The organism is Nocardia sp. JMUB6875 (genome assembly GCF_041154655.1).
In the GTDB taxonomy this organism is placed as follows: Bacteria; Actinomycetota; Actinomycetes; order Mycobacteriales; family Mycobacteriaceae; genus Nocardia.
This window is the reverse complement of record NZ_BAAFGR010000020.1, coordinates 38840-64826: the sequence shown is the minus strand read 5'-3', so window position 1 is coordinate 64826 and position 25987 is coordinate 38840. Positions and strand designations below refer to the sequence as shown.

Annotated in this window: 11 protein-coding genes; 6 read left to right on the top strand and 5 right to left on the bottom strand. The window is 68.7% G+C overall.

From position 1 onward, the window contains the following. The 3 genes from ACAM49_RS07810 to ACAM49_RS07800 all read left to right on the top strand — a co-directional run. The coding region (locus tag ACAM49_RS07810; RefSeq protein WP_369634773.1) for a protein kinase at positions 1 to 1316 on the top strand (1316 nt) is incomplete at its 5' end. After that, positions 1313 to 2428: a BTAD domain-containing putative transcriptional regulator gene (locus ACAM49_RS07805; protein ID WP_369634772.1), complete on the top strand. Its 1116-nt coding sequence runs from the start codon at positions 1313 to 1315 to the stop codon at positions 2426 to 2428. The genes ACAM49_RS07810 and ACAM49_RS07805, both read left to right, overlap by 4 nt. A gap of 104 nt (positions 2429 to 2532) precedes the next feature. Next, a complete protein-coding gene (locus tag ACAM49_RS07800) occupies positions 2533 to 2940 on the top strand; it encodes a peptidoglycan-binding protein (RefSeq protein WP_369634771.1) in 408 nt (135 codons plus the stop codon). A gap of 16 nt (positions 2941 to 2956) precedes the next feature. Here ACAM49_RS07800 and ACAM49_RS07795 read toward each other — a convergent pair whose 3' ends face one another. The 3 genes from ACAM49_RS07795 to ACAM49_RS07785 are packed head-to-tail and all read right to left on the bottom strand — an operon-like array spanning position 2957 to position 6425. Beyond that, positions 2957 to 3706, bottom strand: a complete 750-nt coding sequence (locus ACAM49_RS07795; RefSeq protein ID WP_369634770.1) for a succinate dehydrogenase/fumarate reductase iron-sulfur subunit — start codon at positions 3704 to 3706, stop codon at positions 2957 to 2959. Then, complete coding sequence (locus ACAM49_RS07790) at positions 3703 to 5655, bottom strand: fumarate reductase/succinate dehydrogenase flavoprotein subunit (RefSeq protein ID WP_369634769.1); 1953 nt, start codon at positions 5653 to 5655, stop codon at positions 3703 to 3705. The genes ACAM49_RS07795 and ACAM49_RS07790 overlap by 4 nt, the downstream gene beginning before the upstream one ends. After that, positions 5652 to 6425, bottom strand: a complete 774-nt coding sequence (locus ACAM49_RS07785; protein WP_369634768.1) for a succinate dehydrogenase cytochrome b subunit — start codon at positions 6423 to 6425, stop codon at positions 5652 to 5654. Before ACAM49_RS07785 ends, ACAM49_RS07790 begins: the two co-directional genes overlap by 4 nt. 172 nt (positions 6426 to 6597) lie before the next feature. On the opposite strand from ACAM49_RS07785, the gene ACAM49_RS07780 reads away from it, so the two are divergent. Then, positions 6598 to 6885, top strand: a complete 288-nt coding sequence (locus ACAM49_RS07780; RefSeq protein ID WP_369634767.1) for a hypothetical protein — start codon at positions 6598 to 6600, stop codon at positions 6883 to 6885. Positions 6886 to 7003: 118 nt separating this feature from the next. Here ACAM49_RS07780 and ACAM49_RS07775 read toward each other — a convergent pair whose 3' ends face one another. Together ACAM49_RS07775 and ACAM49_RS07770 are read right to left on the bottom strand one after the other, a co-directional pair. Beyond that, complete coding sequence (locus ACAM49_RS07775; protein WP_369634766.1) at positions 7004 to 7990, bottom strand: alpha/beta hydrolase; 987 nt, start codon at positions 7988 to 7990, stop codon at positions 7004 to 7006. Positions 7991 to 8064: 74 nt separating this feature from the next. Next, positions 8065 to 10110 carry a M3 family metallopeptidase gene (locus ACAM49_RS07770; protein WP_369634765.1) on the bottom strand — a complete coding sequence of 682 codons (2046 nt, stop codon included), beginning with the start codon at positions 10108 to 10110 and terminating at the stop codon, positions 8065 to 8067. Between the two features lie 38 nt (positions 10111 to 10148). Here ACAM49_RS07770 and ACAM49_RS07765 point away from each other — a divergent pair, with 38 nt between their 5' ends. Together ACAM49_RS07765 and ACAM49_RS07760 are read left to right on the top strand one after the other, a co-directional pair. After that, positions 10149 to 11828 (top strand): tetratricopeptide repeat protein, encoded by a 1680-nt coding sequence (locus ACAM49_RS07765; protein WP_369634764.1) that lies wholly within the window; start codon positions 10149 to 10151, stop codon positions 11826 to 11828. A 622-nt stretch (positions 11829 to 12450) separates the two neighbouring features. Further along, entirely contained in the window at positions 12451 to 25971 is a 13521-nt protein-coding gene (locus ACAM49_RS07760; RefSeq protein WP_369634763.1) for an SDR family NAD(P)-dependent oxidoreductase, read from the top strand. The last annotated feature ends 16 nt before the right edge of the window (positions 25972 to 25987 follow it).

The following is a 25987-nucleotide window of genomic DNA, read 5'->3' as shown; positions in this document are numbered from 1 at the left end:
GGATGGGCGCGGTGTATCTCGCCGAGGATCCGGAGCTGCCGCGGCAGGTCGCCTTGAAGGTGCTCGATGCCAGGTTGAGCGGGAATCCGCGGTATCGCAGCCTGTTTCGACGGGAGGCCGATCTGGTCTGCCGGCTCGATCATCCGAATGTGGTGTCGGTGTACAACCGTGGTGTCGAGGACGATGTGCTGTGGATCGCCATGCAGTATGTGGCGGGCACCGATGCCGGGGAGCTGATCCGGCCGCCGAGGTCCGGGCTCGGGGTGGAGCGGGCCGCGCGGATCGTGTGCGAGGCGGCGCGGGGATTGCAGCACGCGCACGACAACGGCCTGCTGCATCGGGATGTGAAGCCGTCGAATCTGCTCGTCGCCGATGACGGGCGGGTGCTGGTGGTGGATTTCGGGTTGGCGCGATCGGTGAACGACGGTGCGACCGTGACGGATTCGGAGTGGCGGGACTGCACGCCCGCATACGCCGCGCCGGAGGTGCTGACCGGCGGGGCGGTGGATCATCGGGCCGATGTCTATTCCCTGGGCGCGACGCTGCTGGCCTTGCTCACCGGGGCGAATCCGGGTGGGCGGGCGGCCTATACGGGGAGCACGGCGCCGGACTCCTCCCCCGCGGCCGAGACGGTGCGGGAGCGGCGGGGACCGCCACCGGCACTCGATGCGGTGATCACGCGGGCCATGGCGACCGAGCCGGATCAGCGGTATCAGAGTTGTCAGGAGTTCGCGCAGGCGGTCGAGGCAGCGGTGCGCGACGATACCGGCGGCGGGATTCCGGCTCGCTGGTGGAACATGCTGCGGCGGACCCGGATTCGAGCGATCGCGATCGCCTCCGGCGTGTTGCTGGCCGGTGTCGCGGCCCTGCTCGGCACGACCGCTCTGCGCTCCGGTGACCCACCCGCGTCGAGCGGGTCACCGCGGCCGAACGGGCCGACCGCGCCCGCGGCGGTCACCCGCCACTGCTACTGGACCGTCCGGATCCCGGTCGGCGAGGGCCTGTACGTCGAATTGCCCAGCGGCACCGAGGGCCACGACGATCGCAACTGCAAGCTCACCAGCTCCGACCGCGGCGAACCGGTGACGGTGCTGCAACGCGCGCTGACCATGTGCCACAACATTCCGCTCGATGTGACCGGCGCCTACGACGTGGCCACGGTCGGCGCGGTGAAGCATCGGCAGGCGGAGACCGGCGCGACCGTGGACGGCGCGTACGGCCCGCAAACCCAGCGGATATCCATGCGGTGGCCGGTGTTTCGCGGTGCGGACCAGCAGTACGACGGCCGGTGCGTCCCTGTACCTGCGGCACCATGAACGATGGCGTCGACATCCGCCTGCTGGGACCGGTGCGCTGGTATCTCGGCGGGCAGCCGCTGCCGACCGGCGGGCCGCTCACCCGCACCCTGCTCGCGGTGCTGACGGTGAACCGGCGGAACACCATGTCCCCCAAGCGTTTGGCGCAGACCGTCTGGGATGGGGATCCGCCGCCGAGCTATCGGTCCAACCTGCACAATCGGATCGCGGAGGCGCGGGCGGCCTTGAGCGCGGCGGGCGCGGCCGCCACCTCGATCCTGCGCACCGACGACGACGGGCACTACTGCCTCGACATCGCCGACGAGCAGTGCGATCTGGGGCGCTTCGAGCAGGCCCGCGCACGGGCGCTCGCGGCGTATCACCGCGGCGACCACGACGATGCGGCAGCGCAGTTCCGGCTCGCGCTGGCGCAGTGGAGTGGCGACGCGCTCGACGGGCTGCCCGAATCGAGCTTCACCGATGCGTTCATCGTGCATGTCAGCGAGGAACGCAGGCAGGTCGTGGAGGCGCGGCTGGATCTGGATCTCGCCGCTGGGCGGGCAAGCGAGATCCTCGGCGAACTGCGGGTGCTGGCCGCCCGGCATCCCCTGCGAGAATCGTTGTGGCTGCAGTTGATCACCGCGCTCTATCTGTCGGAACGGCACGCCGAAGCCTTGGACGCGTGCCGCACGCTGCGGCGGGCGCTGCGCGAGTCCGGGATGGATCCCGGCGCCCGGCTCGCGGAGCTCGAACAGCGGATACTGCGGGGTGAACCGGTACGGCACGAGCCTCGGATTCGACTGCGCCCCGGCGTCGGCGGCGAGGATCCGACGCTGCTCGAGACGCTGGGCCACTATCTGCTCTACGTCGATGACGGGCGACGGTTCGAGGTGCGGGGCCCGCTGACCATCGGCCGCAGCATCGACAATGACGTCCGGCTCGCGGACGCCAAGACCAGCCGATACCACGCGCGGCTCGCACCCGACGGCGACGAATTGCGCATCGAGGACCTCGATTCCGCCAATGGCGTCTACGTCAACGACACCCGCATCCGCGGTCCGGTCCGGCTGACGACGGGCGACCGGCTCCGCATCGGATCGATGACCCTGCAGGTCCGGCGGCCGCTCGGCTGAACCGGGAGCGTTTCCTTGCCGGATCGTTGGCGGGCGTTCCTACCGTCCTCCTATCCGGCGGTTTCCTCCGAAACCGCTGGCGGACACCACTCTTGGAGGACACCATGACCACACACCGCCGTACCGGCCTGACCCGTCTGATCGCCGCGGGCGCGATCGCCTTCGCCGCCGCCACCGGCGTTCTCGCCGCCCCGGCGCAGGCGAATCCCACCCACGCTTCCTCGATCAACGAATGCCTGGTCTTCCGCCCGCCCCTGAGAACGGGCGTCGCCAATCAGGCCCAATGCGTGGCCGCGCTCCAATCGTTCCTCCGTTTCAATTACGGCAATGGAAACCTCACTGTCGACGGCAGATTCGGCGCCCAGACCAAATCCGCAGTCATCAACTTTCAGCGCGCGGCGGGGCTGACCGCTGACGGCGTCGTCGGGGCACACACCTGGCAGGCCGTCGCCAATGACTGCGGCTGGCGCGGCGACTGCGACTACAAGTACCCGTATGCCCTGCCCGCCTAGCGCTAGCCCACGGGGTTCAGTTCTTGGGGCCGCGCAGGCGGGCCCACACCACCTCGCGGTTGACCGCGGCCACGGCGGTGAGGGGGATGCTCTCGGGGCAGACCTGGGAGCATTCGCCGTAGCTGGAGCAGGGGCCGAATTCCTCTTCCATCTGCCCGATCAGGTTGCGGGCGCGGCGGCCGCGTTCCTGGCGGCCGCGGGTCACGGTGCCCAGATGCAGGAGTTTGGCTCCCGCGTACAGGTGGGCCGCGCCGTTAGGGCAGGCGGCGACGCAGGCGCCGCAGCCGATGCAGGCCGCGAAATCCAGGGCGTACTCGGCGTCGTCGTGCGGGAGGGGTTCGGTGTCGGCGTCGGCGGCGGTGCCGGCGTCGACGGCGATGTGGCCGCCCGCCTTGATCAGGCGGTCCAGGGCGGAGCGGTCGACGACCAGGTCGCGGATCACCGGGTAGGCGGCCGAGCGCAGGGGTTCGATGCGGATGCGCGCGCCGTCGGTGAACGACCGCACGTGCTGACGGCACGACGGGGTGTTGGCGACAGGGCCGTGCGGGCGGCCGTCGACGGTGATTCCGCATGAGCCGCAGACGCCCTCGCGGCAGTCGGAGTCGAAGGCGACCGGGTCGCGCCCCTCGGCGACCAGTTGGTCGTTGAGCCGATCGAGCAATTCGAGCAGCGACATCTCCGGGGCGGCATCCTCGACGACGTATTCCTGGTAGCCCCCGGCCGCGGAAGTCTCGGCCTGCCGCCAGATCTCCAGCGTCAGCCTCATTTGTAGTTCCTCGTCTGTAGCGGGACAGTGGAGAACGTCAGCGGTTCGTCGTGGCGCACCTGCGGGCCCTCGGGGCGGTACTCCCAGGCGGAGACGAACGCCCAGTCCGCGTCGTCGCGCTGGGCCTCACCGTCGGGAGTCTGGTGCTCGACGCGGAAATGCGCGCCGCAGGACTCGTCGCGGTCGAGTGCGTCGATGCACATGAGCCGGGCCAGGCCCAGGAAATCGGCTACCCGCCCGGCCTTTTCGAGTTCCTGGTTGAGTTGTTCGCCGGTGCCGGCGACCCGGAGGTCGGTCCAGAACTCGGCGGTCAGCTTGTCGATCGCGCCGATGGTGTCCGCCAGTCCCTGCGCGGAGCGGGAGACACCGCAACCGGCGTACAGCAGCTCGCCGAGCCTGCGGTGGAAGCGGTCGGGGCCTTGGTTGCCGCCGATCGCGAGCAGGGATTCGACGCGGCCGCTCACCTCGCTCAGCGTCGTGGTCACTGCGGGAGCGTCGGCCGCGAGCGGTGTGGTGCCCAGCAGACCGGCCAGGTAGTTCGGCACCGTGTAGGGCAGCGTGAACCAGCCGTCGACGCAGGCCGAGAGCAGGGAGTTCGCGCCCAGGCGATTCGCGCCGTGGTAGCCCCAGCCCGCCTCGCCCGCCACGAAAAGGCCGGGGACGGAGGTCATCTGGTCGAAGTCGGCCCAGAGGCCGCCCATCGAGAAGTGCGCGCCGGGTGCGATCCGCATGGGCGTGAGGTAGGGGTCCTCGCCGGTGGCGTCGCGGTACATCGAGAAGAGGTTGCCGTAGCGTTCGGCGATGGTGTCTCGGCCCAGGCGGGCCAGTGCGTCCCGGAAGTCAAGGTACACACTGTTTTTCAGCGGGCCGACGCCGTGACCGGAGTCGATCTGGGTGCGCGCGGCCCGCGAGGAGACGTCGCGCGGGGACAGGTTCCCGTACGACGGGTACATCCGTTCGAGGTAGTAGTCGCGCTCGCTGTCGGGAATCGTATTGGGGTCGCGGTCATCACCGGCGCGTTTGGGGACCCAGATGCGGCCGTCGTTGCGCAGCGACTCGCTCATCAGGATGGTCTTGGACTGCCATTCCGAGTTCACCGGCAGGGCGGTCGGATGGAATTGGATGAAGGCGGGCGAGGCGAACAGCGCGCCGCGCATATGCGCGCGCCAGGTCGCGGTGGCGTTGGAATTGCGTGCCAGCGTGGACTTGTAGAAGACATTGCCGTAGCCGCCGGTCGCCAGCACCACGGCGTGGCCGGTGGTGGCGGTGACCTCGCCGGTGACCAGGTCGCGGGTGATGATGCCCTGGGCGCGGCCGTCTTCGACGATGAGGTCGAGCATCTCGCTGCGGGTGTGCAGGTTCACCGTGCCCGCGTGCACCTGGCGCAGCAGGGCTTGGCTGGCGGCGACCTGCAGCTGCTGCCCGGTCTGCCCGCGCGTGTAGTAGGTGCGCGAAACCTGAACGCCGCCAAAGGATCTGGTTGCCAGGCTGCCGCCGTATTCGCGGGCGAAGGGCGCGCCGATGGCGTTCATGTGGTCGATCACACGCGTCGACTCCCGCGCCAGGCGGAAGCAATCCGCCTCGCGGGCACGGAAATCGCCGCCCTTCACGGTGTCCTTGACGAAGCGTTCGATGCTGTCGTTGTCGACCTTGCGGGCGCGGGCGGCATTGATGCCGCCCTGCGCGGCGACGCTGTGCGCGCGGCGCGGTGCGTCGTGGAAGGTGAAACTCTCGACGTGGTAACCGAGTTCGCCCAGCGCGGCCGCGCAACCCGCCCCGGCCAGCCCGGTGCCGACCACGATCACGGTGAACTTGCGCCGGTTCAGCGGGCTGACGAGCTTGTAGTCCAGGCACCGGCGCTGCCAGGCGTCGGCCGGATCGCCCTCGGGGACGCCACCGGATATCGGCGTTCCGATCGTGCGCAGCCCGGCCAGCGGATCGATCGTCATGACACCACCCCTGTCCACACCGCGATCGGAATCGTCATATTGCCGACCATCACCGCCAGCGCCAGCACCCCGCCGATCGCCACGCACACCTGCCGCAACCGCTGCCCGGTGATGCCCAGGTCATTGACCGCGGTCCACAGCCCGTGCATCAGATGCGCGCCGAGCACCGCCATGGCCAGCAGATAGAACGCACCCACCGCGGGCCGCTCGAAGCTGGCGATCAGATTGTCGTAGGCATAGCTGGTGGTCCGGGTCGCATCCTCGAACGAGTCACTCGCGAACGGCCGCGCCCCCACCGTCAGGTCGAGGATGTGAAAAATGATGAACAGCAACAACACCAGCCCGCTCACCAGCATGGTCCGAGCCGTGAACGACCGCAGCCCGAGCCCCTTGCGCCGAAACCGCCCCCGCGCCCGATGCGCCCGCCCCGTCAACAGCACCGCCGACCCGACATGCGCGATCAGGCAACTCGCCAGCACCACCCGGAAAATCCACAACATGCCCTCATAGGGCAAGAACGGCTCGAACAACGTCCGCAGCCAATGCGCATACTCGTCGAAATGCTCGGCCCCCAGATACACCTTCAAATTGCCGATCATGTGCACCAGCACGAACAGGGCGAAAACAACCCCCGTAACAGCCATAACCAACTTCAACGTCACCGACGAGGGCCTTACTCGCCAGGCCCACTGCGCCCGCGCCACCACCGGCCCCCGCACAACCTCATGCCCCCCGTCAGCAATCTCAACCTTCTCGGCAGTAGGCGTCATCGCTAGGGACCTCCTCGAGCCGAGAACCTACCGACCCTAACCCTCCATTCGGCAAACCACTCGCAAACATCTACAAGATCGTTACCGCTGGACCCGGTCGAACGTCCAGTCGCCTTTGGTGGGTGGTCGGGCTAGTGTGCTTGCGCCCAAACGATCAATTGAGGAGTACTTCATGAAGTTCACGGTGCGGAACCGGGCCGCTCTGTTGCTGGTGGCCATCGCGGGCGTCGCGGGTTTCGCGGTTCCCGCAGCCGCTCCGGCGGTTGCCGATGTGCCCGACCAGGTTTGCCTGTATGACCCGGTTACCGGGGATGAGCACGTCAAGACGCCGGGTGAGGCGTGTGCGGGGCATGCGGCGGGTGAAGCGGGTAACTGGTCTTGTCCGATCATCCCGGGCTATGTTCTCGTCTCGGCCGATGCCGATGAGATTTACATCGACTGCGATTACAACCCCGCGTAGCGAGATCCTGGGTTCACGCCTCGGGGAGTGACCGTGAACCGGAACGGATTTCGGACGATGACGTAGACGAGGCGAAGCCGCAGGGATTACCTGCGGCTTCGTTGTCGTGGGGTCCGGGTCAGTGGGCGGCGAGGGCGTCGAGGATCAGGGGGCGGGCGGTGCGGAGGGCCTCTTGCCAGTAGGGCCAGGTGTGGGTGCCGGGGCCGATGTCCACTCGGGCGGGGATTCCCAAGGTGGCCAGGCGGGTTCGGAGGATTTGGGTGGCGGTTTGGGTCATGGCTTCGAGGGCCATGGCGTTGACCGTGTTGCCTACGGTGTTGGAGAGGTCGGCGGTGGTGGGGACGCCGTTGCCGCTCCAGATGTACATGGGGAGGCCGCGCAGGAGTTCGGCTTGGACGGTGGCGTCGTTGCGGGTCCAGGCGGGGTTGGTGATGGGGCCCCACATGTCGTCGAGGTTGAAGTTGCCCTCGTCGCGCATGGCGGCGCGCATGCCCTCGTTCCACAGCGGGAAGGTGGGGTTCACGTAGCCGGAGAAGGAACCGGCGAAGCGAAATTGGTCGCGGTGGTGGGCGGCCAGGGTGAGGGCGGCGTTGCCGCCCATGGAGGGGCCGACGATGGCGTTGTTGGTGCGCGAGACGCCGTATCCGGCAAGGAAGTTGGGGAGTTCCTCGGTGAGGAAGGTTTCCCAGCGGTAGGTGACGGTCTGGCCGTTGGTGCTGCTGGGGCGCAGCCAGTCGGTGTAGAAGCTGGAGTGGCCGCCGACCGGGAACACCAGAGTGACGTCGTCGCCGACGAATTGGCGCAGGGCGTCGGTGTCGGAGGTCCACTGGCTGTGGTCGCCTGGAGCGCGCAATCCGTCGAGCAGGTACAGGGCCGAGCTGCCGCCGCGGGCGGCCCACTGCACCTGCACCTTGATCGGCCCCATGCTGGAGGGCACCCACAGTTCCTGATATCCGCCCGAGGGTGCGGCCGCGGCCGGACCGGTGCCGACCGTGGCTTGTGCCGCTCCCACCCCCGACACCAGCGCGGCCGCCGCCGCGACAGTGGCGAATCGCCGCAACACCCCGCGAAACGTCCGGTGTCCCTTGGATCGCTCTACGCCCATCATTCGCACCCCTCCCGACGGATTTCCGGAGATCTACCTTATCTCAGCCGGAAATCCACTGCGCCCCAATCAAATCAGCTGCTCAACCCCCGGCGGGCCAACAGCGGCTCGATCTCCGGCGCGCGTCCGCGGAAGGCGGCGAAGGCTTCCATCGGGTCGACCGACCCGCCGCGCGAGAGCAGTTCGCCGCGGAACCGGTCGCCCTTGGCGCGGATCGACTCCTCACCCTCGTCGAACCATTGCACGGTATCGGCGTCGAGCACCTCGCTCCAGATGTAGGAGTAGTACCCGGCCGCATAACCGCCCGCAAAGATGTGCGCGAAATAGCCGGTCCGATACCGCGGCGGGATGGCGGCCAGGGCGACACCGGCCTTGCGCAGCGCTTCGTCCTCGAACGCCTCGGCATCGGTGTCGGCCTCCGCCTCGGCGCGGGTGCGACGATGCCAGGCCCAGTCCAGCAATGCCGCCGCGAGATATTCGACCGTGCGGAAACCCTCACCGAACTGTTCCGCCGCGACCATGCGCTCGACCAGTTCGGCGGGCATCGGCTCGCCGGTCTCGATGTGACGGGCGTAGTTGGCGAGCACTTCCGGACGCGCCATCCACATCTCGTTGACCTGGGACGGGAATTCCACGAAGTCGCGCGGCACGGCGGTGCCGGAGAAGAACGGGTACACCACATCCGAGAACAGCCCGTGCAGCGCGTGCCCGAACTCGTGGAAGAGGGTGCGGACATTGTCCCAGGTCAGCAGGGCCGGTTCGCCCTCGGCCGGTTTCACGATATTGAGGTTGTTCACCACGACGGGCCGCTGCCCCAGCAGTTTCGACTGGCGGACCAGCGAGTTCATCCACGCCCCACCGCGCTTGGACGGACGCTTGAAGAAGTCGCCGAGGAACAGGCCCAGCGCGCTGCCGTCGGCGTCGAACACCTCGAAGACCCGCACCTCCGGGTGATAGCCGGTCAGATCCGTGCGCTCGCGGAAGGTGAGCCCGTAAACCAGTCCGGCCGCGTGGAATACGCCGTCCCACAGCACCCGCTCCAATTCGAGGTACGGGCGCAGCACCTCGCCGTCCACCGAGAACTGTTCGGCCCGCAGCTTTTCCGACCAGAATTGCCAATCCCAGGACCGCAGTTCGGCCTCCGGATCCGAGGCACGCAGGGCGGCGGTGAGCTCGGCCGCCTCCCGCTCGGCATTGGCGACCGCGGGCGGCACCAGGCGAGCGAGCATATCCTCCACCGCCTCAACGGTTTTCGCGGTCTGATCGGCCACCGCGTAGGAGGCGTGATCCGAATAGCCCAGCAGCTCCGCCCGTTCGGCGCGCAGCGCGGTCATCCGAGCGCCGAGGGCGGCATTGTCGCCGTTCGCGCCGAACCCGCGCCCCAGCGACGCCGCCATCATCCGTTCCCGCACCGCCCGGTTTTCCAGTTCGGCCAATACGGGCTGGTTGGAGACGTTCTGCAGGCTCAGCGCCCACTTGCCGGGATGTCCGAGGGCTGCGGCGTTCTCCGCCGCCGCGGTCACCGCCGCCGGAGTGAGCCCGGCGAGTTCGTCCTCGCTGTCGAGGATCAGGGTCGCCGCGTTCGTGGCCGTCAGATTTTCCTGACCGAATTCCGTTGACGCCGTGGCGAGTTCCGCATTGAGCTCGCGCAACCGAGCCTGCTGCGCCGCGTCCAGCCGCGCACCGGCACGCACGAAGCGCAGGTGGTAACGCTCGAGCAGCCGCGTCTGCTCGGCATCCAACCCGAGTTCGGCCCGGCGCTCGTACAGCGCGTCGATCCGCCCGAACAGCACCGGATCCAGATGAATGGCATCCGAGTGCGCGGCCAGCCGCGGCGAGACCTCCGCCTCGATCTCCTGGATCCGCTCGTTCGTGTCCGAGGACACCAGGTTGAAGAACACCAGCGAGACCCGTGTCAGAATTTCACCCGACCGCTCCAGCGCCGCAATGGTATTCGCGAAGGTCGGGGCCTCGTCCAGCGCGTCGATCGCGGCGATCTCGGCCAGCTGCTCCGCCATCCCCCGCTCGAAGGCGGGCAGATAGTGCTCTTCGCTGATCTCCGCGAACGGCGGCAGCTCATAGGGCAGCGCGCTGCGCTCGAAGAACGGGTTGCTCGTCATACCCGCCACCTTATTCCGGCAGGTGGCACGATCATGGAATGAGTACGGACTACTTCGATCTCGGCGCATATTCGAGGACCGTCACGACCTCCTCGCCCGAGGCCCGGCTGTGGTTCGATCGGGGGCTGATCTGGACCTACGCCTTCAACCACGAGGAGGCCGTGCACTGTTTCCGGCGGGCGCTGGAGGCGGATCCGGACTGCGGGCTCGCCTACTGGGGCCTGGCCTTCGCGCTGGGACCCAACTACAACAAGCCGTGGGAGTTCTTCGACGAGGAGGAACTCGCCACCACGGTGGTCGCCGCCCACGAAGCGGCGCGGCGGGCCCTCGCCCTGACCGCCGCCGCTACACCGGTCGAACGCGCGCTCGCCGAGGCCCTCCGCGCCCGATATCCGCGGGCCGCCGCCGAGGGCGATCAGGAGAGCTGGAACCGGGACTACGCCGATGCGATGCGCACCGCCTACCAGCGATTCCCGGACGATCTCGACGTCGCCGCGCTGTACGCCGACGCGCTGATGAACCTGAGCCCCTGGGCCCTGTGGGACCAGCGCACCGGCGAACCCGCGGCCGGGGCGTTCACGCTGGAGGCCAAGGCGGTGCTGGACCGGGCGCTGCGCGGCGAGGCGGGACGCGCACACCCGGGCATCCTGCACCTCTACATCCATCTGATGGAGATGTCCCCGACCCCGGAATCGGCTCTGACAGTGGCGGATCGGCTGCGCGATCTGGTGCCCGACGCCGGGCATCTGCGGCACATGCCCTCGCATCTGGATGTGCTGTGCGGCGACTACCGCAGCGTGGTGGCCGCCAACTCCGCCGCCATCGCCGCGGACGAGAAGTTCGTGCGGCACGCGGGCGCGCTCAATTTCTACACGCTCTACCGGGCGCACAACTACCACTTCAAGATCTACGGCGCGATGTTCCTGGGACAGTTCGCGACCGCGCTGGAAACCGCTGCGCAGCTGGAGGATTCCCTCTCCGAGGAACTGCTCCGGATGCCGTCCCCGCCCATGGCCGATTGGCTGGAGAGCTTCGTGGGCATGCGGGTCCACGTGCTCATCCGCTTCGGCCGCTGGGACGAGATCATCGCCCTGGAACTGCCGAAGGATCCTGAGTTGTACTGCGTGACGACCGCGTTGCTGCACTACGGCAAGGGTGTCGCCTATTCCGCCACCGGCCGGATCGACGAGGCGCAGCGCGAGCGAGAACTGTTCCACGCCGCCGTGGCACGGGTGCCCGAGTCCAGAACCCTGTTCAACAACACCTGCCGAGATATCCTCGCCATCGCCGCCGCCATGCTGGACGGCGAACTGCTCTATCGAAAAGGCGATTACGACAAGGCATTCGAAGCCCTGCGCCATTCCGTCGAACTCGATGACACGCTGCCCTACGACGAGCCCTGGGGCTGGATGCAACCGGCCCGCCACGCCCTGGGCGCACTGCTGCTGGAGCAGGGCCGGATCGCCGAAGCCGAGGCCGTCTACCGCGCCGACCTGGGCCTGGATCACACGCTGCCCCGCGCCTGCCAGCATCCGGGCAATGTGTGGGCCCTGCACGGCTACCACGAATGCCTGCTGCGGCTGAATAAAACCGAGGCGGCCGCGATCATCGCACAACAGTTGAAACTGGCTACCGCTGTGGCGGATGTGACGATCCAAGCCTCATGTTTCTGCCGCATTCCGACGACCGATCACCCCGACGAGCATTGCTGCCACTAGCAGGACTGTCTGGGCCAATTACCTTGGGCTACAACGGCCGATGCGGCGGCACAATAGGTGATGGCCTGCTGCAAATCAATAGCAAGTCGAAATGGAATACTGCACAAAAGTTCCCCAGCGTCCGTATCTACCCCCAGGTAAGCTACCGGCTAGTAGTCGTTTAGGTTACGTCCAGCGTGGGCTCGATGGACGGCCCGACAGGCAGGTCGGGCGCAGCAAGGCAGGGTGAGGTGCAAGTGTTGATCGGCCGGTCGAGGTTGTCATTCGCCATGCGGCGCGGCGTGATATCGCTGAGCCGCACCGGACCGGATTCGAATGTCGTTGTGCGCGAACCGTTGTGGGGCATCGGTTCGTAGCAATCTCGCGGGATGCGATCCCGCACACCACTTCTCGGGGGGATCCGCGTTACCGAGGAGACTTCATGTCTGACATTGCCACCGCCGTGCATTTCCCAGCGGAATGCCCGCACGTCCGGCGTCACCACGATCCCGGCTGCTTAAGCCTCCCGCCCGGTCGGGCAACCTCGAAAAATCTCTAAAGCTCTTCGTGTAGTACACATTTCACACCCGCGCGGCGTCGACGCGCGCAGGTGCGTGCTCGTCGTGAGGAAGGTTCTCGAGTGGTGACTCGATCAGATTTCCCCGTAGCTGTCGTAGGAATGGCGTGCCGGCTGCCGGGGGTTGCTGATCTCGACGAATTCTGGCGGCTGCTCGCCGAGGGACGCGATACCGTCGGCGCCGCCCCGGCGGCGCGCGCGAATCTCAGCGAGCGCGCGAGTTTCCTCGATACGGTGAGCGATTTCGACGCGGAGTTCTTCGGCATCGCCCCCAATGAGGCCCGCTCGATCGATCCGCAGCAATTGCTCGCATTGGAGCTGAGCTGGGAAGCCCTCGAGGACGCGGGGCTGGCCGAGGCGGCACGCGAATCGCGCCGGGGCGGGGTATTTCTCGGCTGTACCGGCGGTGACTTCGCCGAACTCGTCACGGCAGCCGAGGGGCCCGGCATTACGCGCCACTCGCTGTGGGGTGCGACGCGCGGCATCATCGCCAACCGGGTCTCCAACTATTTCGGCTTCACCGGCCCGAGCCTCCTGGTCGACAGCGCTCAGGCATCCTCGCTGGTCGCGGTGCATCTGGCATGCGAGAGCCTGCGGGCGGGCGAGACCGATATCGCGCTGGCCGGTGGCGTCAATCTGATCCTCTCGCCGACCAGTGGTGAACGGATCGAACAGTTCGGCGCGCATTCGGCGCAGGGGCGGTGCTTCACCTTCGACTCGCGCGCGGACGGATTCGTGCGCGGCGAGGGCGGCGGCGTGATCGTGCTGAAGCCGCTGGCCCGGGCGATCGAGGACGGCGACCGGATTCACGCCGTGATCCGCGGCAGCGCGGTTACCACCGGCAATGAGCGGCGGGTGTTGAGTGCGCCGAGCCGCGACGCCCAGGTCGATGCGATTCGCTTCGCGCTAGAGGCGGCCGATGTGCCCGCCGATTCCGTGCAGTACGTCGAATTGCACGGCACGGGAACCCCGGCGGGCGATCCGATCGAGGCCGCCGCGCTCGGCGCGACCTACGGCTCGGATCGGAATTCACCGCTGGCGGTGGGGTCGGTCAAGACGAATGTCGGCCATCTCGAGGGCGCGGCCGGGATCATCGGCCTCATCAAGACCGCCTTGTGTCTGCGGCATCGCGAACTCGTGGCCAGTCTCAACTTCGAGCGGCCCAATCCGGCGATTCCCCTGGATGATCTGCGCTTGCGTGTGGTCAGCGAACCCGAGCAGTGGGCTGCGAACACGATCCGGCGGGCGGGTGTCTCCGCGTTCGGCATGGGTGGTTCGAACGTTCACCTGATCCTCGATGAGGCTCCGATCGCGGACATCGCGACCACCGTTGGGCCAGATGACCTCGACGAGGTGCCGATCGTGCTCTCCGCGCGCGCTGCGGACGGTCTTCGCGCGCAGGCGAGTCGGCTGCGTGACTGGCTGGTGCGCCACCCGGAATTCTCCCTTGCCGACATCGCGTATTCACTGCTCACCGCCCGCGCCCACATGCCTTGGCGAGCAACCTTTTCCGTATCGAGCCGCGAGCAGCTGCTGGACGAGCTGGGAACGCTCGCCGAGCACGGCGGCGGCTCGGACCGCACCGGACAACCGGTGGATTCGACGGCCCCTGCGACAGGTGTCCGGGTAGACCTGCCGCCGTACGCATTTCGCCGCCGGGAGCACTCCGCGGATCTCGAGTCCGTCCAGTCTCCCCCGGTATCGCCCAGCGCGCTGGGGAACCACCTGCAAGCGATGCCCGAATTCCAGCGCCGCGCAGCGGTTCTCGCCGTGGTCCGGGAGCAGGCCGCCGCGGTGCTCGGATACGAATCGGCCGGGTCCATTCGCGACGACCTGCCGTTCACCGATCTCGGGTTCGACTCGCTCAGCGGCGTGGAACTGCAGAAGCGCCTGACCCTCGCGACGGGTGTGGAATTGCCGCCCTCGCTCATCTTCGATCACCCCACGGCCGCCGCGGTGGCCGACCTGCTGAGATCACGCGTCACCGCGGCCGGTGAGAAGCGCGGCCGGGTCACCCGGCGCACCTCGACGGACGAGCCGATCGCGATCGTCGGTATGGGTGCGCGGTTCCCGGGCGGTATCTCGTCCGCCGAGGAGCTGTGGGAGCTGGTCGCGGCGGAACGCGACGCGATCGGCGACTTTCCCACCGATCGCGGCTGGGATCTCGATCGCCTCTACGATCCCGACGCCGACAAGGCGGGCACCGTTTACACGCGCAGAGGTGGATTCCTCAGCGACGCAGGCGATTTCGATCCTGCCTTCTTCGGGATCAGCCCGCGCGAGGCCCTCGCGATGGACCCGCAGCAGCGGGTGTTCCTCGAAACCGCGTGGGAAGCCCTCGAAGACGCCGGGATCGACCCGACCACGCTGCGCGGCAGTGACACCGGCGTCTTCGTGGGAGCCTGCGCGTCGGGCTATTCCGGCCTTGTCACCGGCGAGCTGGAGGGCTTCCGGCTGACCGGCACCTCGCACAGCGTCATCTCGGGGCGGCTCGCCTACGTCCTCGGCCTGGAGGGCCCCGCGGTGACGGTGGACACCGCGTGCTCCTCGTCGCTGGTGGCGCTGCACTCGGCGTGCCAGGCCCTGCGCCGGGGCGAGAGCTCGCTGGTGATCGCCGGAGGCGTGACCATCGCCGCGACGCCCGACCTGTATGTCGACTTCTCCCGGCAGCGCGGGCTGTCGCGCGACGGCCGCTGCAAGGCATTCTCCGCCGCCGCCGACGGTGTGGGCTGGTCCGAAGGATCGGGTGTCCTCGTTCTGGAGCGGCTCTCCGACGCCCGCCGACTCGGACACAATGTCCTTGCGGTAGTGCGTGGTAGCGCGGTCAACCAGGACGGTGCGAGCAACGGTCTCACCGCGCCCAACGGTCCCTCGCAGCAACGTGTGATCGAGCAGGCCCTCGCCGACGCCGGAATCGCGGCGGCCGATGTGGATGCCGTCGAGGCGCACGGCACCGGCACGCGACTCGGCGATCCGATCGAGGCGCAGGCGCTGATCGCGGTCTACGGACAGGATCGCGGCGACCGGGAACCCCTCCGGATCGGTTCGCTCAAATCGAATATCGGCCATACGGTCGCCGCCGCCGGTGTCGCAGGTGTGATCAAGACCGTCCAATCGATGCGGTACGGACGACTGCCGCGCACCCTGCACGCGGAAACGCCTTCCCCCCATGTGGATTGGAGCGCGGGCGCGGTACGGCTGCTGACCGAGGCCGAACCGTGGGAGCGCGGGGATCGGCCGCGCCGGGCGGGGGTGTCGTCGTTCGGGATCAGCGGAACGAACGCCCATGTGATTCTCGAGGAAGCGCCTGTCGAAGCGGCGACATCGGATGTGCCGCAGGATGATTCAGCCCTCCCGAACCAGACCGCGATGCCGCTGGTCATCTCGGGTAAGGGCGAGGCGGCGCTGCGCGCGCAGGCCGCCCGCTTGCGGACGTGGTTGTCGGAACGTCCGCAGCTGGATGCCGCCGAGGTGGCCGCTGCCCTGACTTCGACTCGGGCACAACTCGATTCGCGCGCCGTGGTGTTCGGACGCGACCGCGACGAGCTGCTCGAACGGTTGCACACCCTTGCCGAGGCGGGCGATGGCGCCGACATCGTCACCGGAAACCTCGTCGCGGGCCAGACCGCGTTTCTGTTCACCGGACAGGGTGCCCAGCGAATCGGCATGGGCGCCGACCTCTACAACGCCTTCCCCGCCTTCGCGACCGCGCTGGACGAGGTGTGCGCGCACTTCGATCCGCTTCTCGGACAATCACTGCGCGAGGTGATGTTCACCGATGCCAACGGCGTGCTCGATCGCACCGAATGGACGCAACCGGCGCTGTTCGCCTTCGAAGTCGCGGTGTACCGGCTGTTGGAATCGTTCGGTACGGCACCGGATGTCCTCGCGGGCCACTCCATCGGCGAACTGTCGGCCGCCCACGTGGCCGGAGTGCTGTCGCTACCCGACGCCTGCGCACTGGTGGCGGCCCGAGGCCGGTTGATGGGCGAACTCCCCGAGGGCGGAGCGATGCTCGCCATCGCCGTCGACGAGGCCCGCGCGAACGGCATCGTCGCCGGATTCGACGGGCGCCTCTCGCTCGCCGCGATCAATGGCCCGGCCGCGACGGTGCTTTCCGGTGACTCCGACGCAATCGATGCCGTCGAACGGGATCTGGCTACCGAGGGCATCCAGACCACCCGGCTGCGCGTCAGCCACGCTTTCCATTCGGCGCGACTGGATCCGATGCTGGAGGAATTCCGCACGATCGCGGACAGCCTCACCTACAGCCCGCCCCGGATCCCGATCGTTTCCACCGTCGCCCCGGACCTCGTGGGCGAGACCATCGCCACCCCCGACTACTGGGTGCAGCAGGTGCGCGACACCGTCCGCTTCGCACCCGCGGTCGCGGCCCTGGTCACGAGCGGCGTCCGGCGATTCGTCGAAGTCGGACCGGATGCCATTCTCAGCGCGGCCACCAACCGCTGCCTGGCAACCGACCCGGCCACCGAGGCGTCGACCGCGGTCGTGGCCACCTCCCGACGATCGAATGATCAAGTACCGCAGCTACTCTCCGCGCTGGCACAGCTCCACGTCACCGGCGATCCGGTCGACTGGCGCCCCCTGCTGCCCGCTACCGAGCGACGAATCCCGTTGCCGACCTATGCCTTCCAGCATCAGCGGTTCTGGCTGCGGCCTAGCCCCGTCGCCACGTCCGGCACATCGGGGCATCCGATCCTGACCGATGTCGTCGGTATCGCGGGCACCGATGAGTGGTTGTTCACCGGTCGACTATCCCTGCGCGAACACCCGTGGATCAACGACCATGCGGCAAATGGTGTTGTGGTCGTGCCGAGTGCGGTCCTGGTGGAATTCCTGCTCATCGCGGGCCAACGGATCGGCTGCGACGTGCTCGACGAGCTCACGCTGCAGGTTCCGATCGTGCCCGCCGACGACGATGAGATCGAACTCCAGGTCACTGTCCGGGCCCCCGAGTCCGGACGTCGGCCTTTCGACTTCTACTTCCGGAAATCGGCCGATGCCCCCTGGGTGCTGAACGCGTCTGGTGCACTCGCACAAGAACATCCGGTCGACTCGGGCGCATTGCGGCTGCTCGGCCAGGCATGGCCGCCCGCCGACGCGGAAGCGCTCGACGCGGCGCGTATTCCTAGCCTGATGACCGAGGGCTCCGGGCTCGAATACGGCCCGGCGTTCGGCGGCGTACATGCCGTATGGCGACAGGGAGACGCGGTCTTCTCCGAGATCACCCTGCGCACGGAGGTAGACGGCGCCGCAAGCACTTTCGGTCTTCACCCGACGCTCGTGGATATGACCGTGCATGCCGGTCTCGCCGAGTTGCTGTGGCGTGGACAGGACCACGATCCTGCCTCCGGGAAGCTGCTCTTCCGCTGGGGCGGCGCACGATTCCACCGGCCGATGACCGACGGTTCGGCACGGCTGACGTCACTTCGAGTCGCCGCCGTCGCAACCGGTCCGGAGACCATCTCCGTCGCCGCCATCGATTCCGCCGGCCAGCCGATCATTTCGGTGGATGCCGTGGTCATGCGCCCGTATGACGTGCGGCGATTCTTCGAGGGCCTCTCCGAGGACACGGCCGACCTGTATCGGGTGCGCTGGGAGCGCGCGGGTGGCGAGATCATCGGCGACCCGGAGCTGATTCCGACCGCTGTGGAATACCGTCCGGAGATCCCGAGCGGCGAACCGGCCGATATCCATTCGGCCACTCGGCTGGCCGTGAACGAGACACTCGCCCAGCTGAATTCGTGGCTGAGTGGCGACCGATCCAATGCCCGACTGGTCGTCATCACCACCGGCGGGGTGGGAGTGGCCGAGGAAACCCCCGATCCCGTCGCATCGGCGGTGTGGGGTGTGGTGCGCACCGCGCAGACGGAGAATCCGGATCGCTTCGTCCTCGTCGACGAGGACCCGGCGGCACCGCTGGATGCCGAAACGCTCGCCGCCGCATTGCGCACGGAGGAGCCTCAGGTCGCGATCCGCGGCTCCGAGGTGCTCGTGCCGCGACTGGTTCGCGCCGAGACGGTCAGCACCGACGTCGAGGCCACCCCGTTCGGCGCCGGTACGGTGCTGATCACCGGTGGCACAGGTGGATTGGGTGCGCTGTTCGCCCGACACCTCGTCACCGAATACGGCGTCCGGGACCTGGCGCTGACCTCCCGCCGCGGCCCCGATGCACCCGATGCGGCGGCCCTGGTCGAGGAATTGGCGGCTCTGGGGGCCCAGGCTCGGATCATCGCCTGCGACGTTGCCGACCGTGAATCGGTACGACAACTGGTGAGAGGTCTGACCAATACCGAGCAGACCGCCGGTCTCAGTGCGGTGATACACGCCGCGGGTGTCCTCGACGACGGCACCATCGGCTCCCTGACCGCCGAGCAGGTCGATCGGGTCTTGGCGCCGAAGGTCGCGGGCGCGTGGAATCTGCACGAGGCGACCGCGGGCATCGATCTCTCCGCGTTCGTGGTGTTCTCCTCCGTTGCCGGAGTGATCGGTTCGGCCGGACAGGGAAACTACGCCGCCGCGAACAGCTTCCTGGATGCGCTGGCCGAGCGGCGTCGGTCCGCCGGGCTTACCGCTACCTCCCTAGCGTGGGGACCATGGGGCGAAGCGGGCGGAATGACGGGCGAATTGGATCACGTCGCCGTCGCACGGTGGGATCGCCTCGGGCTCGGGCAGATCGAACGCGCGGAGGGACTGCGCCTGTTCGATGCCGCGCTCGCGCATCGTGCGGCACGCTTGGTTCCGCTGCGCTTCGATGCCACCGCGCTGCGTCGATCCGATGCTCGCGCACTGCCTTCGGTACTGCGAGGGTTCGGACGACGCCCCGCCGAAGTCGTGAAATCCGTTGGCACGGCGGTCGATACATTGGCCGCGCGACTGGCCGAGGCGGGGTCGGACCGTAGTGCCGACCTGACCCTGGAGACGGTCCGCACGCAGGTCGCCGCCGTCCTCGGACATGATTCCGGTGACTCGATCGATGCCGAGACGCCGTTCCGGGAACTGGGCCTCGATTCACTGGGCGGCGTGGAGTTGCGGAATCGGCTCGGCAAGGCGACCGGTCTGTCCTTGCCGTCCACTCTGGTCTTCGATTATCCGACGCCCGCGGCGGTGGCGAAGCTGGTCCAGTCGAGGGTCGCGCCGACGGCGACACCGGCTGCCAAGCCGCTGGCATCGAGCTCCGCGCGCACCGATGAGCCCATCGCGATCGTCGGCATGGCCTGCCGCTACCCAGGCGGTGCCGAATCCCCCGACGCGCTATGGGATCTGGTGTTCGCGGGAAGGGACGCCACGAGCGACTTCCCCGCCGACCGCGGCTGGGAGCTGGACCGGCTGATCAATCCGGACCCCGATCATCCGGGCACAACATATTCGGGTCGCGGCGGATTCATCACCGGCGCAGCCGAGTTCGACGCGGGCTTCTTCGGAATCGGACCCCGCGAGGCCGTCGCCATGGATCCGCAGCAGCGGTTGCTGCTCGAAGTGTCCTGGGAGGCCCTCGAACACGCTGGCATCGATCCGAACTCGTTGCGCGGCAGCGATACCGGTGTCTATTCGGGCGTGATGTACCAGGACTACGAATCGCTCACTCGCAACGCGGGTCCGGAAGTCGAGGGGTACGCGCTCACCGGATCGCTGGGCAGCGTGGTGTCGGGGCGTATCGGGTACGCGCTGGGGCTGGAAGGCCCCGCGCTGACAGTGGATACCGCGTGCTCGTCCTCGCTGGTGGCGCTGCATCTGGCGTGCCGTGCGCTGCGGGACGGCGAGAGTTCGCTGGCCCTGGTCGGCGGGGCCACGGTCATGGCCACGCCCGCGGTGTTCCTCGACTTCTCCCGGCAGCGCGGTCTCGCCTCGGACGGGCGCTGCAAGTCGTTCTCCGCGGCCGCCGACGGCGTGGCCTGGTCGGAGGGCGCGGCCATGCTGGTCGTCGAAAGGCTCTCGGACGCACAGCGACTCGGGCACACCGTGCTCGCGGTCATCCGGGGCAGTGCGGTCAATCAGGACGGCGCCAGCAATGGCCTGACCGCCCCCAATGGACCGGCCCAGGAGCGGGTGATCGCCGAGGCGCTGGCCGACGCCGGTCTGACACCCGCGGACGTGGACGCCGTCGAGGCGCACGGCACCGGAACCACCCTGGGCGACCCGATCGAGGCGCAAGCGCTGATCGCCACCTACGGACAGGCGCGCGGCGACCGGGAACCCTTGCGGATCGGCTCGCTCAAATCCAATATCGGGCATGCGCAGGCGGCCGCGGGCGTCGGCGGCATCATCAAGATGGTGCAGGCCATGCACCACCGCGTGCTGCCGCGCACCCTGCACGCGGAAGAGCTTTCACCGCATGTGGATTGGTCCGCCGGAGCCGTGCGGGTGCTCACCGATGCCGAGCCCTGGCCGGGTGGCGACCGGCCGCGCCGCGCCGGTGTCTCGTCCTTCGGCATCAGCGGGACGAACGCTCACGTCATTCTCGAGGAGCCGCCCACGGTTGCGGCCGAACCCATTGTCGCCCCGGTGAATCCGAACGTCTCCGCCCTGATGATCTCGGGGCGGTCCGAGGCGGCACTGCGCGATCAGGCGGATCGGTTGCGGCAGTGGATGATCGAACGCCCGGCACTCGCCGCGCGAGATGTCGCCGACGCCCTGGTCGGCACCCGGGCGCGACTGGACTGGCGCGGCGGTGTCATCGGCCGCGATCGTGACGAACTGCTCACCGGACTGGCGGCCCTCGCCGACGGACAGGCCACCACGACCGCCATTGCCGGCACGGCGACGCCGGGACGGCTGGCGTTCCTCTTCACCGGGCAGGGTGCGCAGCGCCGCGGCATGGGTGCCGGGCTCTACCGCGACTACCCGGTCTTCGCGAGCGCCCTCGACGAGGTGTGCGCCGAATTCGACGAACGTCTCGGCGGCTCGCTGCGCTCGGTCATGTTCGACGCACCCGAAGGCGGGCTGAACCGAACGGAATTCACCCAGCCCGCGCTGTTCGCCTTCGAAGTGGCGCTGTTCCGGCTGCTGGAGTCGTTCGGCGTCGTCCCGGACGTGGTGGCCGGACATTCCATCGGTGAGCTCGCCGCGGCGTATGTCGCGGGCGTGTGGTCACTGCCGGATGCGTGCGCGCTGGTGGCGGCGCGCGGACGGTTGATGGGCGGACTGCCCGAAGGCGGTGCGATGCTCGCCGTGGCCATCCCCGCGGAGCAAGCGGAAGCCGTGGTCGCCGACTACGCCGATCGCCTGTCGGTGGCCGCGATCAACGGGCCTGCCGCCGTGGTGCTTTCGGGCGATGAGGACGCCGTCGGCGAGGTCGAGCAACTGTTCGACCAGCGCGGTGTCCGGACCAGCCGGCTCCGGGTCAGCCACGCGTTCCATTCGGCGCGCATGGATCCGATGCTGGACGAATTCCGCACTGTCGCAGCAGGACTGACCTACCGGCAACCGCTGCTGCCGATCGTCTCGAACGTCACCGGTGTCGAGGCGGGCGACGCGGTCCTCGACCCAGAGTATTGGGTGGCGCAGGTGCGCGGCTGTGTGCGGTTCGCGCCGGGCGTGGACACCCTGATCGCCGGCGGTGTGCGGAAGTTCGTCGAGGTCGGCCCGGATGCGGTGCTCACCGCCATGACGTCGGCCTGTTTGGCGCAGCATCCCGAGGTGGAGCCGAAATCGGTTGCGGTGGCGGCATCGCGGCGCTCGGTGGACGAGCCGACCGCGTTCCTCACCGCCTTGGCGCGGGTGGATGCGGCCGGCATTCCCGTCGACTGGTCGCAGGGGCAGGATCGGCCTACTGTCCGAGTCGCCCTGCCCACCTACGCATTCCAGCGTCAGCGCTATTGGGCCCGGCCGGTCGTGGCGAATGATGTCCGGCGTTCGGGGCTGGAAGAGGCAGGCCATCCGCTGCTCGGCGCGATCGTGCGGGTGCCGGGCTCGGAGCAGGTGGTGTTCACCGGAAGGCTTTCGCGCAGCACGCAGCCCTGGCTCGAGGACCACGCGATCGCGGGCACGGTCCTGTTGCCCGGCGCCGCCCTGGCGGAGCTCTCGCTGCATGCCGGTGCGGTCATCGGGCGGCCGCGGCTGGCAGAGCTGGTGATCGAGGCACCGCTGCCGATACCGGCCGATGCGGGGGTACAGCTGCGCCTGGTGACGGACGCACCCGGCGACTCGAACAGTGTTACAGCACAAATCTATTCACGAATCGAGAGCACCGGAACCGACGGCGAGGAGCAGTGGGTGCGCCACGCCTCCGCGACCCTCACCGACGAGTTCGCACCGGCGACCCCGGGTGGCTCTTACGATTGGCCGCCCGCGGACGCCGTGGCGATCGCCGTCGAGGACGGCTACGCGGCCCTGGCGGAACGCGGCTACCGATACGGCCCGGCCTTCCGCGGTGTGCGGTCGTTGTGGGCGCGTCCCGGTGAGGCGTTCGCCGAGATCGCACTGCCGGATTCGGTCCGAGACCAGGCCGGGGAGTTCGGGCTGCATCCCGCCCTCCTGGATTCGGCGCTGCACACGATCCTTTTGGGCGGCCTGGTTCCCGAATCGCCGAATGGTTCGGTCGCCGTACCGTTCTCCTGGGAACACGTCGACCTGCGTGCGACCGGATCGAACGCACTCCGGGTGCACGCGAAGGTTTCCGACTCCGGCAGCCAGCGCATCGCCCTGACCTTCACCGACCAGGCGGGCACTCCCGTCGGTGAGGTGGGGGCACTGACCCTGCGTGCAATAGCGACCGGCACGCCCACCGCGGCCCGGCGCGACAGCCTCGGCTACCACGTCGATTGGGTGGCCCGGCCGCAACCGGACAGCGGCACAGTGGATGTCGCCTGGGACGACACCCTCCCCGACGCGGACTACGAGATCGCCACGATCGGCGGGCGCAGGCATGTGGTCGCCGCCATCGATTCGGTGACCGGGCCGAGCGTCCCGGATGTGGTGCGCGAGACGGTCATCGGCGTCGCCGCGCGAGTGCGGCGACTGCTGGATGGTGAGGATCCCGTCGTGGTGGTCACCCGCCTGGCGGTCGCGGCCGAGCCCGGCGAGCAGATCGATCCGGCGAGTGCCGCAGTATGGGGCCTGCTGCGCACTGCCCAGACCGAGTACCCGGACCGGATCAGGCTCGTGGACATCGCCGGGGACCGTTCCCATCGCGCGGCCGTGCGATCGGCGGCGGCGATCACCGGCGAAAACCAGCTGGCTGTGCGGGGATCCGCGGTGTACGTGCCGCGAGTCACCCGCGACTCCGCCGCCCTGACCACCCCCGCAGGTCCGGCCTGGGCGCTCACCCTCCGCGACAAGGGAACCCTGGACGCGGAGAACTTCGGAGTCGACGAAACTGCCAGCGCGACAACCGCTCTCGAACCCGGTCAGGTCCGCGTGAGCATGCGCGCCGTCGGCCTGAACTTCCGCGATGTGCTCATGGCCTTGGGCACCTATCCGGACCCGCTCGGCCGCATCGGCGGCGAGGGCGCGGGCGTCGTGCTCGAGGTCGCGGCCGATGTCACCGAATTCGCCGTCGGCGATCGCGTTTTCGGCTTCACCCCCGGCATGGGTTCGGTGGTCGTGGTGGACCGGCGACTGCTCGCGCCGATGCCGCGCGGCTGGTCGTTCGCACAGGCCGCCGCCGTCCCGATCGTGTACGCGACCGCCTACTACGGTCTGGTCGACCTCGCCGAGGCCCGCCCCGGTGAGACGCTGCTGCTGCACGCGGCGACCGGCGGCGTCGGCATGGCGGCGGTACAACTCGCCCGGCACCTGGGACTCCGCGTCCTGGCCACGGCCAGCCAGCCCAAGTGGAATGTCCTGCGCGACATGGGCTTCGACGATGCGGATATCGCCGATTCCCGGACCCTGGATTTCGAGCAGAAATTCCTGGAGCGCACCGGCGGCGCGGGCGTGGACATCGTGCTCGATTCGCTGGCGGGCGAATTCGTGGACGCCTCGCTGCGCCTGCTCCCCCGCGGCGGCCGCTTCGTCGAGATGGGCATGATCGACCGGCGCGACCCGGTCGAGGTCGGCGCGACGCACCCCGGCGTGCGCTACTCCAGCTTCATGCTGATGGAAGCCGGACCCGAGCGGCTGCGGGAGATCCTCACCGCCCTCGTGTCACTGTTCGACCGCGGCGAACTGCGGCCGTATCCGATCACCGCATGGGATCTGCGGCGCGCCCCCGAGGCCTTCCGCTATCTCAGCCAGGCCCGGGGCGTCGGCAAGAACGTGCTGACTGTCCCGGCACCGCCGCGCGCCGACGGAACCGTGCTGATCACCGGCGGCACCGGCGGTTTGGGTGTGGTGGCCGCCCGCCACCTCATCACCGCCCACGGTGCCCGCAGGCTCGTGCTCGCGAGCCGCCGCGGCACGGAGACGCCCGGTGCGGCGGAGACGGTCGCCGAACTCACCGCACTCGGCGCGCACGTGGACGTCGTCGCGTGCGACGCGGCGGATCGGGCGGCGCTCGACCGGCTGCTCGCCACGATCCCGGCCGAACATCCGCTGACGATGGTCGTGCACGCGGCCGGTGTGCTGGCCGACGGCCTGCTCGCCACCATGACCGACGAGCAGATCGCGCGGGTCCTGCGGCCCAAGGTCGACGCCGCGTGGAATCTGCACGAGGCCACCGCGGGCCTGGACCTCTCGGCCTTCGTGCTCTATTCCTCGATCGCGGGGGTTCTCGGCACGGCGGGCCAGGCCAATTACGCCGCCGCCAACACCTTCCTCGACGCGCTCGCGCACCAGCGGCGCGCCGAGGGACTCCCCGCGACCTCCATCGCATGGGGGCCGTGGCAGCAGAGCAGCGGTATGACCGGCGATCTGACCGAAGCCGATCTGGCACGACTGCGACGAGAGGGCCTGCTACCGCTGGATTCCCGCGAGGGCATGGACCTGTTCGACGCGGCGACGGCCACCGGCCGTCCGACCTCGGTCGCGGTCCGCATCGATCGCGACGCGCTCGGCGATCCGGCCGGTGTCCGTCCGATCATGCGGGCACTGTCCCGGCCCGCGGTGCGCCGCGGACCGGTCACCGACCCGGCGACGCCGGACCTCGCCGCCGATTCGGGAGCGCTGGTCACCCGCCTGCTCGGTCGTTCGCCCGAGGAGCAGAAGCGGGTCCTGCTCGGCGTGATCGGCGTGCACGCCGCAGCCGTGCTCGGGCTCACCGACTCCGAGACCTTGGAGCCGGATAAACCGTTCAGCGCCATCGGTTTCGACTCGCTCGGGGTGATGGAATTCCGCAACAGGTTGAAAACCGCCGCGGGAGTGCAGCTGTCGGCCACCGCGATGTTCGATCACCCGACCCCGGCGGCCCTGGCCGAGTTCCTGCGCCGGGAGCTGGTGCCCGCCGACGCCGCCGCGCGGGCGCTGACCGCCGAAGTCGACTCGCTCACCCGAAGTTTCGCCGCGGCCGAACTGACCTCGTCGGAACGCTCCGCCCTTGCCGAGAAGGTATCCGCGCTACTACGCAAGCTCGAGGACGCGGCCGATCGAACCGAGCGCGGCCCACTCTCCCCACCCGGAGTGGATGCCGCCGGGGATCTCGAATCCGCCGACGACGACGAGCTTTTCGAATTCATCGACAGCCTCTGAGCTGACGGACCAGGAG

What these genes read in the sequence shown, in the direction of transcription:
- ACAM49_RS07805 (WP_369634772.1), top strand. Translation starts at nt 1,313, where the DNA reads ATGAACGATGGCGTCGACATCCGCCTGCTGGGACCGGTGCGCTGGTAT.
- ACAM49_RS07800 (WP_369634771.1), top strand. Translation starts at nt 2,533, where the DNA reads ATGACCACACACCGCCGTACCGGCCTGACCCGTCTGATCGCCGCGGGC.
- ACAM49_RS07795 (WP_369634770.1), bottom strand. Translation starts at nt 3,706, where the DNA reads ATGAGGCTGACGCTGGAGATCTGGCGGCAGGCCGAGACTTCCGCGGCC.
- ACAM49_RS07790 (WP_369634769.1), bottom strand. Translation starts at nt 5,655, where the DNA reads ATGACGATCGATCCGCTGGCCGGGCTGCGCACGATCGGAACGCCGATA.
- ACAM49_RS07785 (WP_369634768.1), bottom strand. Translation starts at nt 6,425, where the DNA reads ATGACGCCTACTGCCGAGAAGGTTGAGATTGCTGACGGGGGGCATGAG.
- ACAM49_RS07780 (WP_369634767.1), top strand. Translation starts at nt 6,598, where the DNA reads ATGAAGTTCACGGTGCGGAACCGGGCCGCTCTGTTGCTGGTGGCCATC.
- ACAM49_RS07775 (WP_369634766.1), bottom strand. Translation starts at nt 7,990, where the DNA reads ATGGGCGTAGAGCGATCCAAGGGACACCGGACGTTTCGCGGGGTGTTG.
- ACAM49_RS07770 (WP_369634765.1), bottom strand. Translation starts at nt 10,110, where the DNA reads ATGACGAGCAACCCGTTCTTCGAGCGCAGCGCGCTGCCCTATGAGCTG.
- ACAM49_RS07765 (WP_369634764.1), top strand. Translation starts at nt 10,149, where the DNA reads ATGAGTACGGACTACTTCGATCTCGGCGCATATTCGAGGACCGTCACG.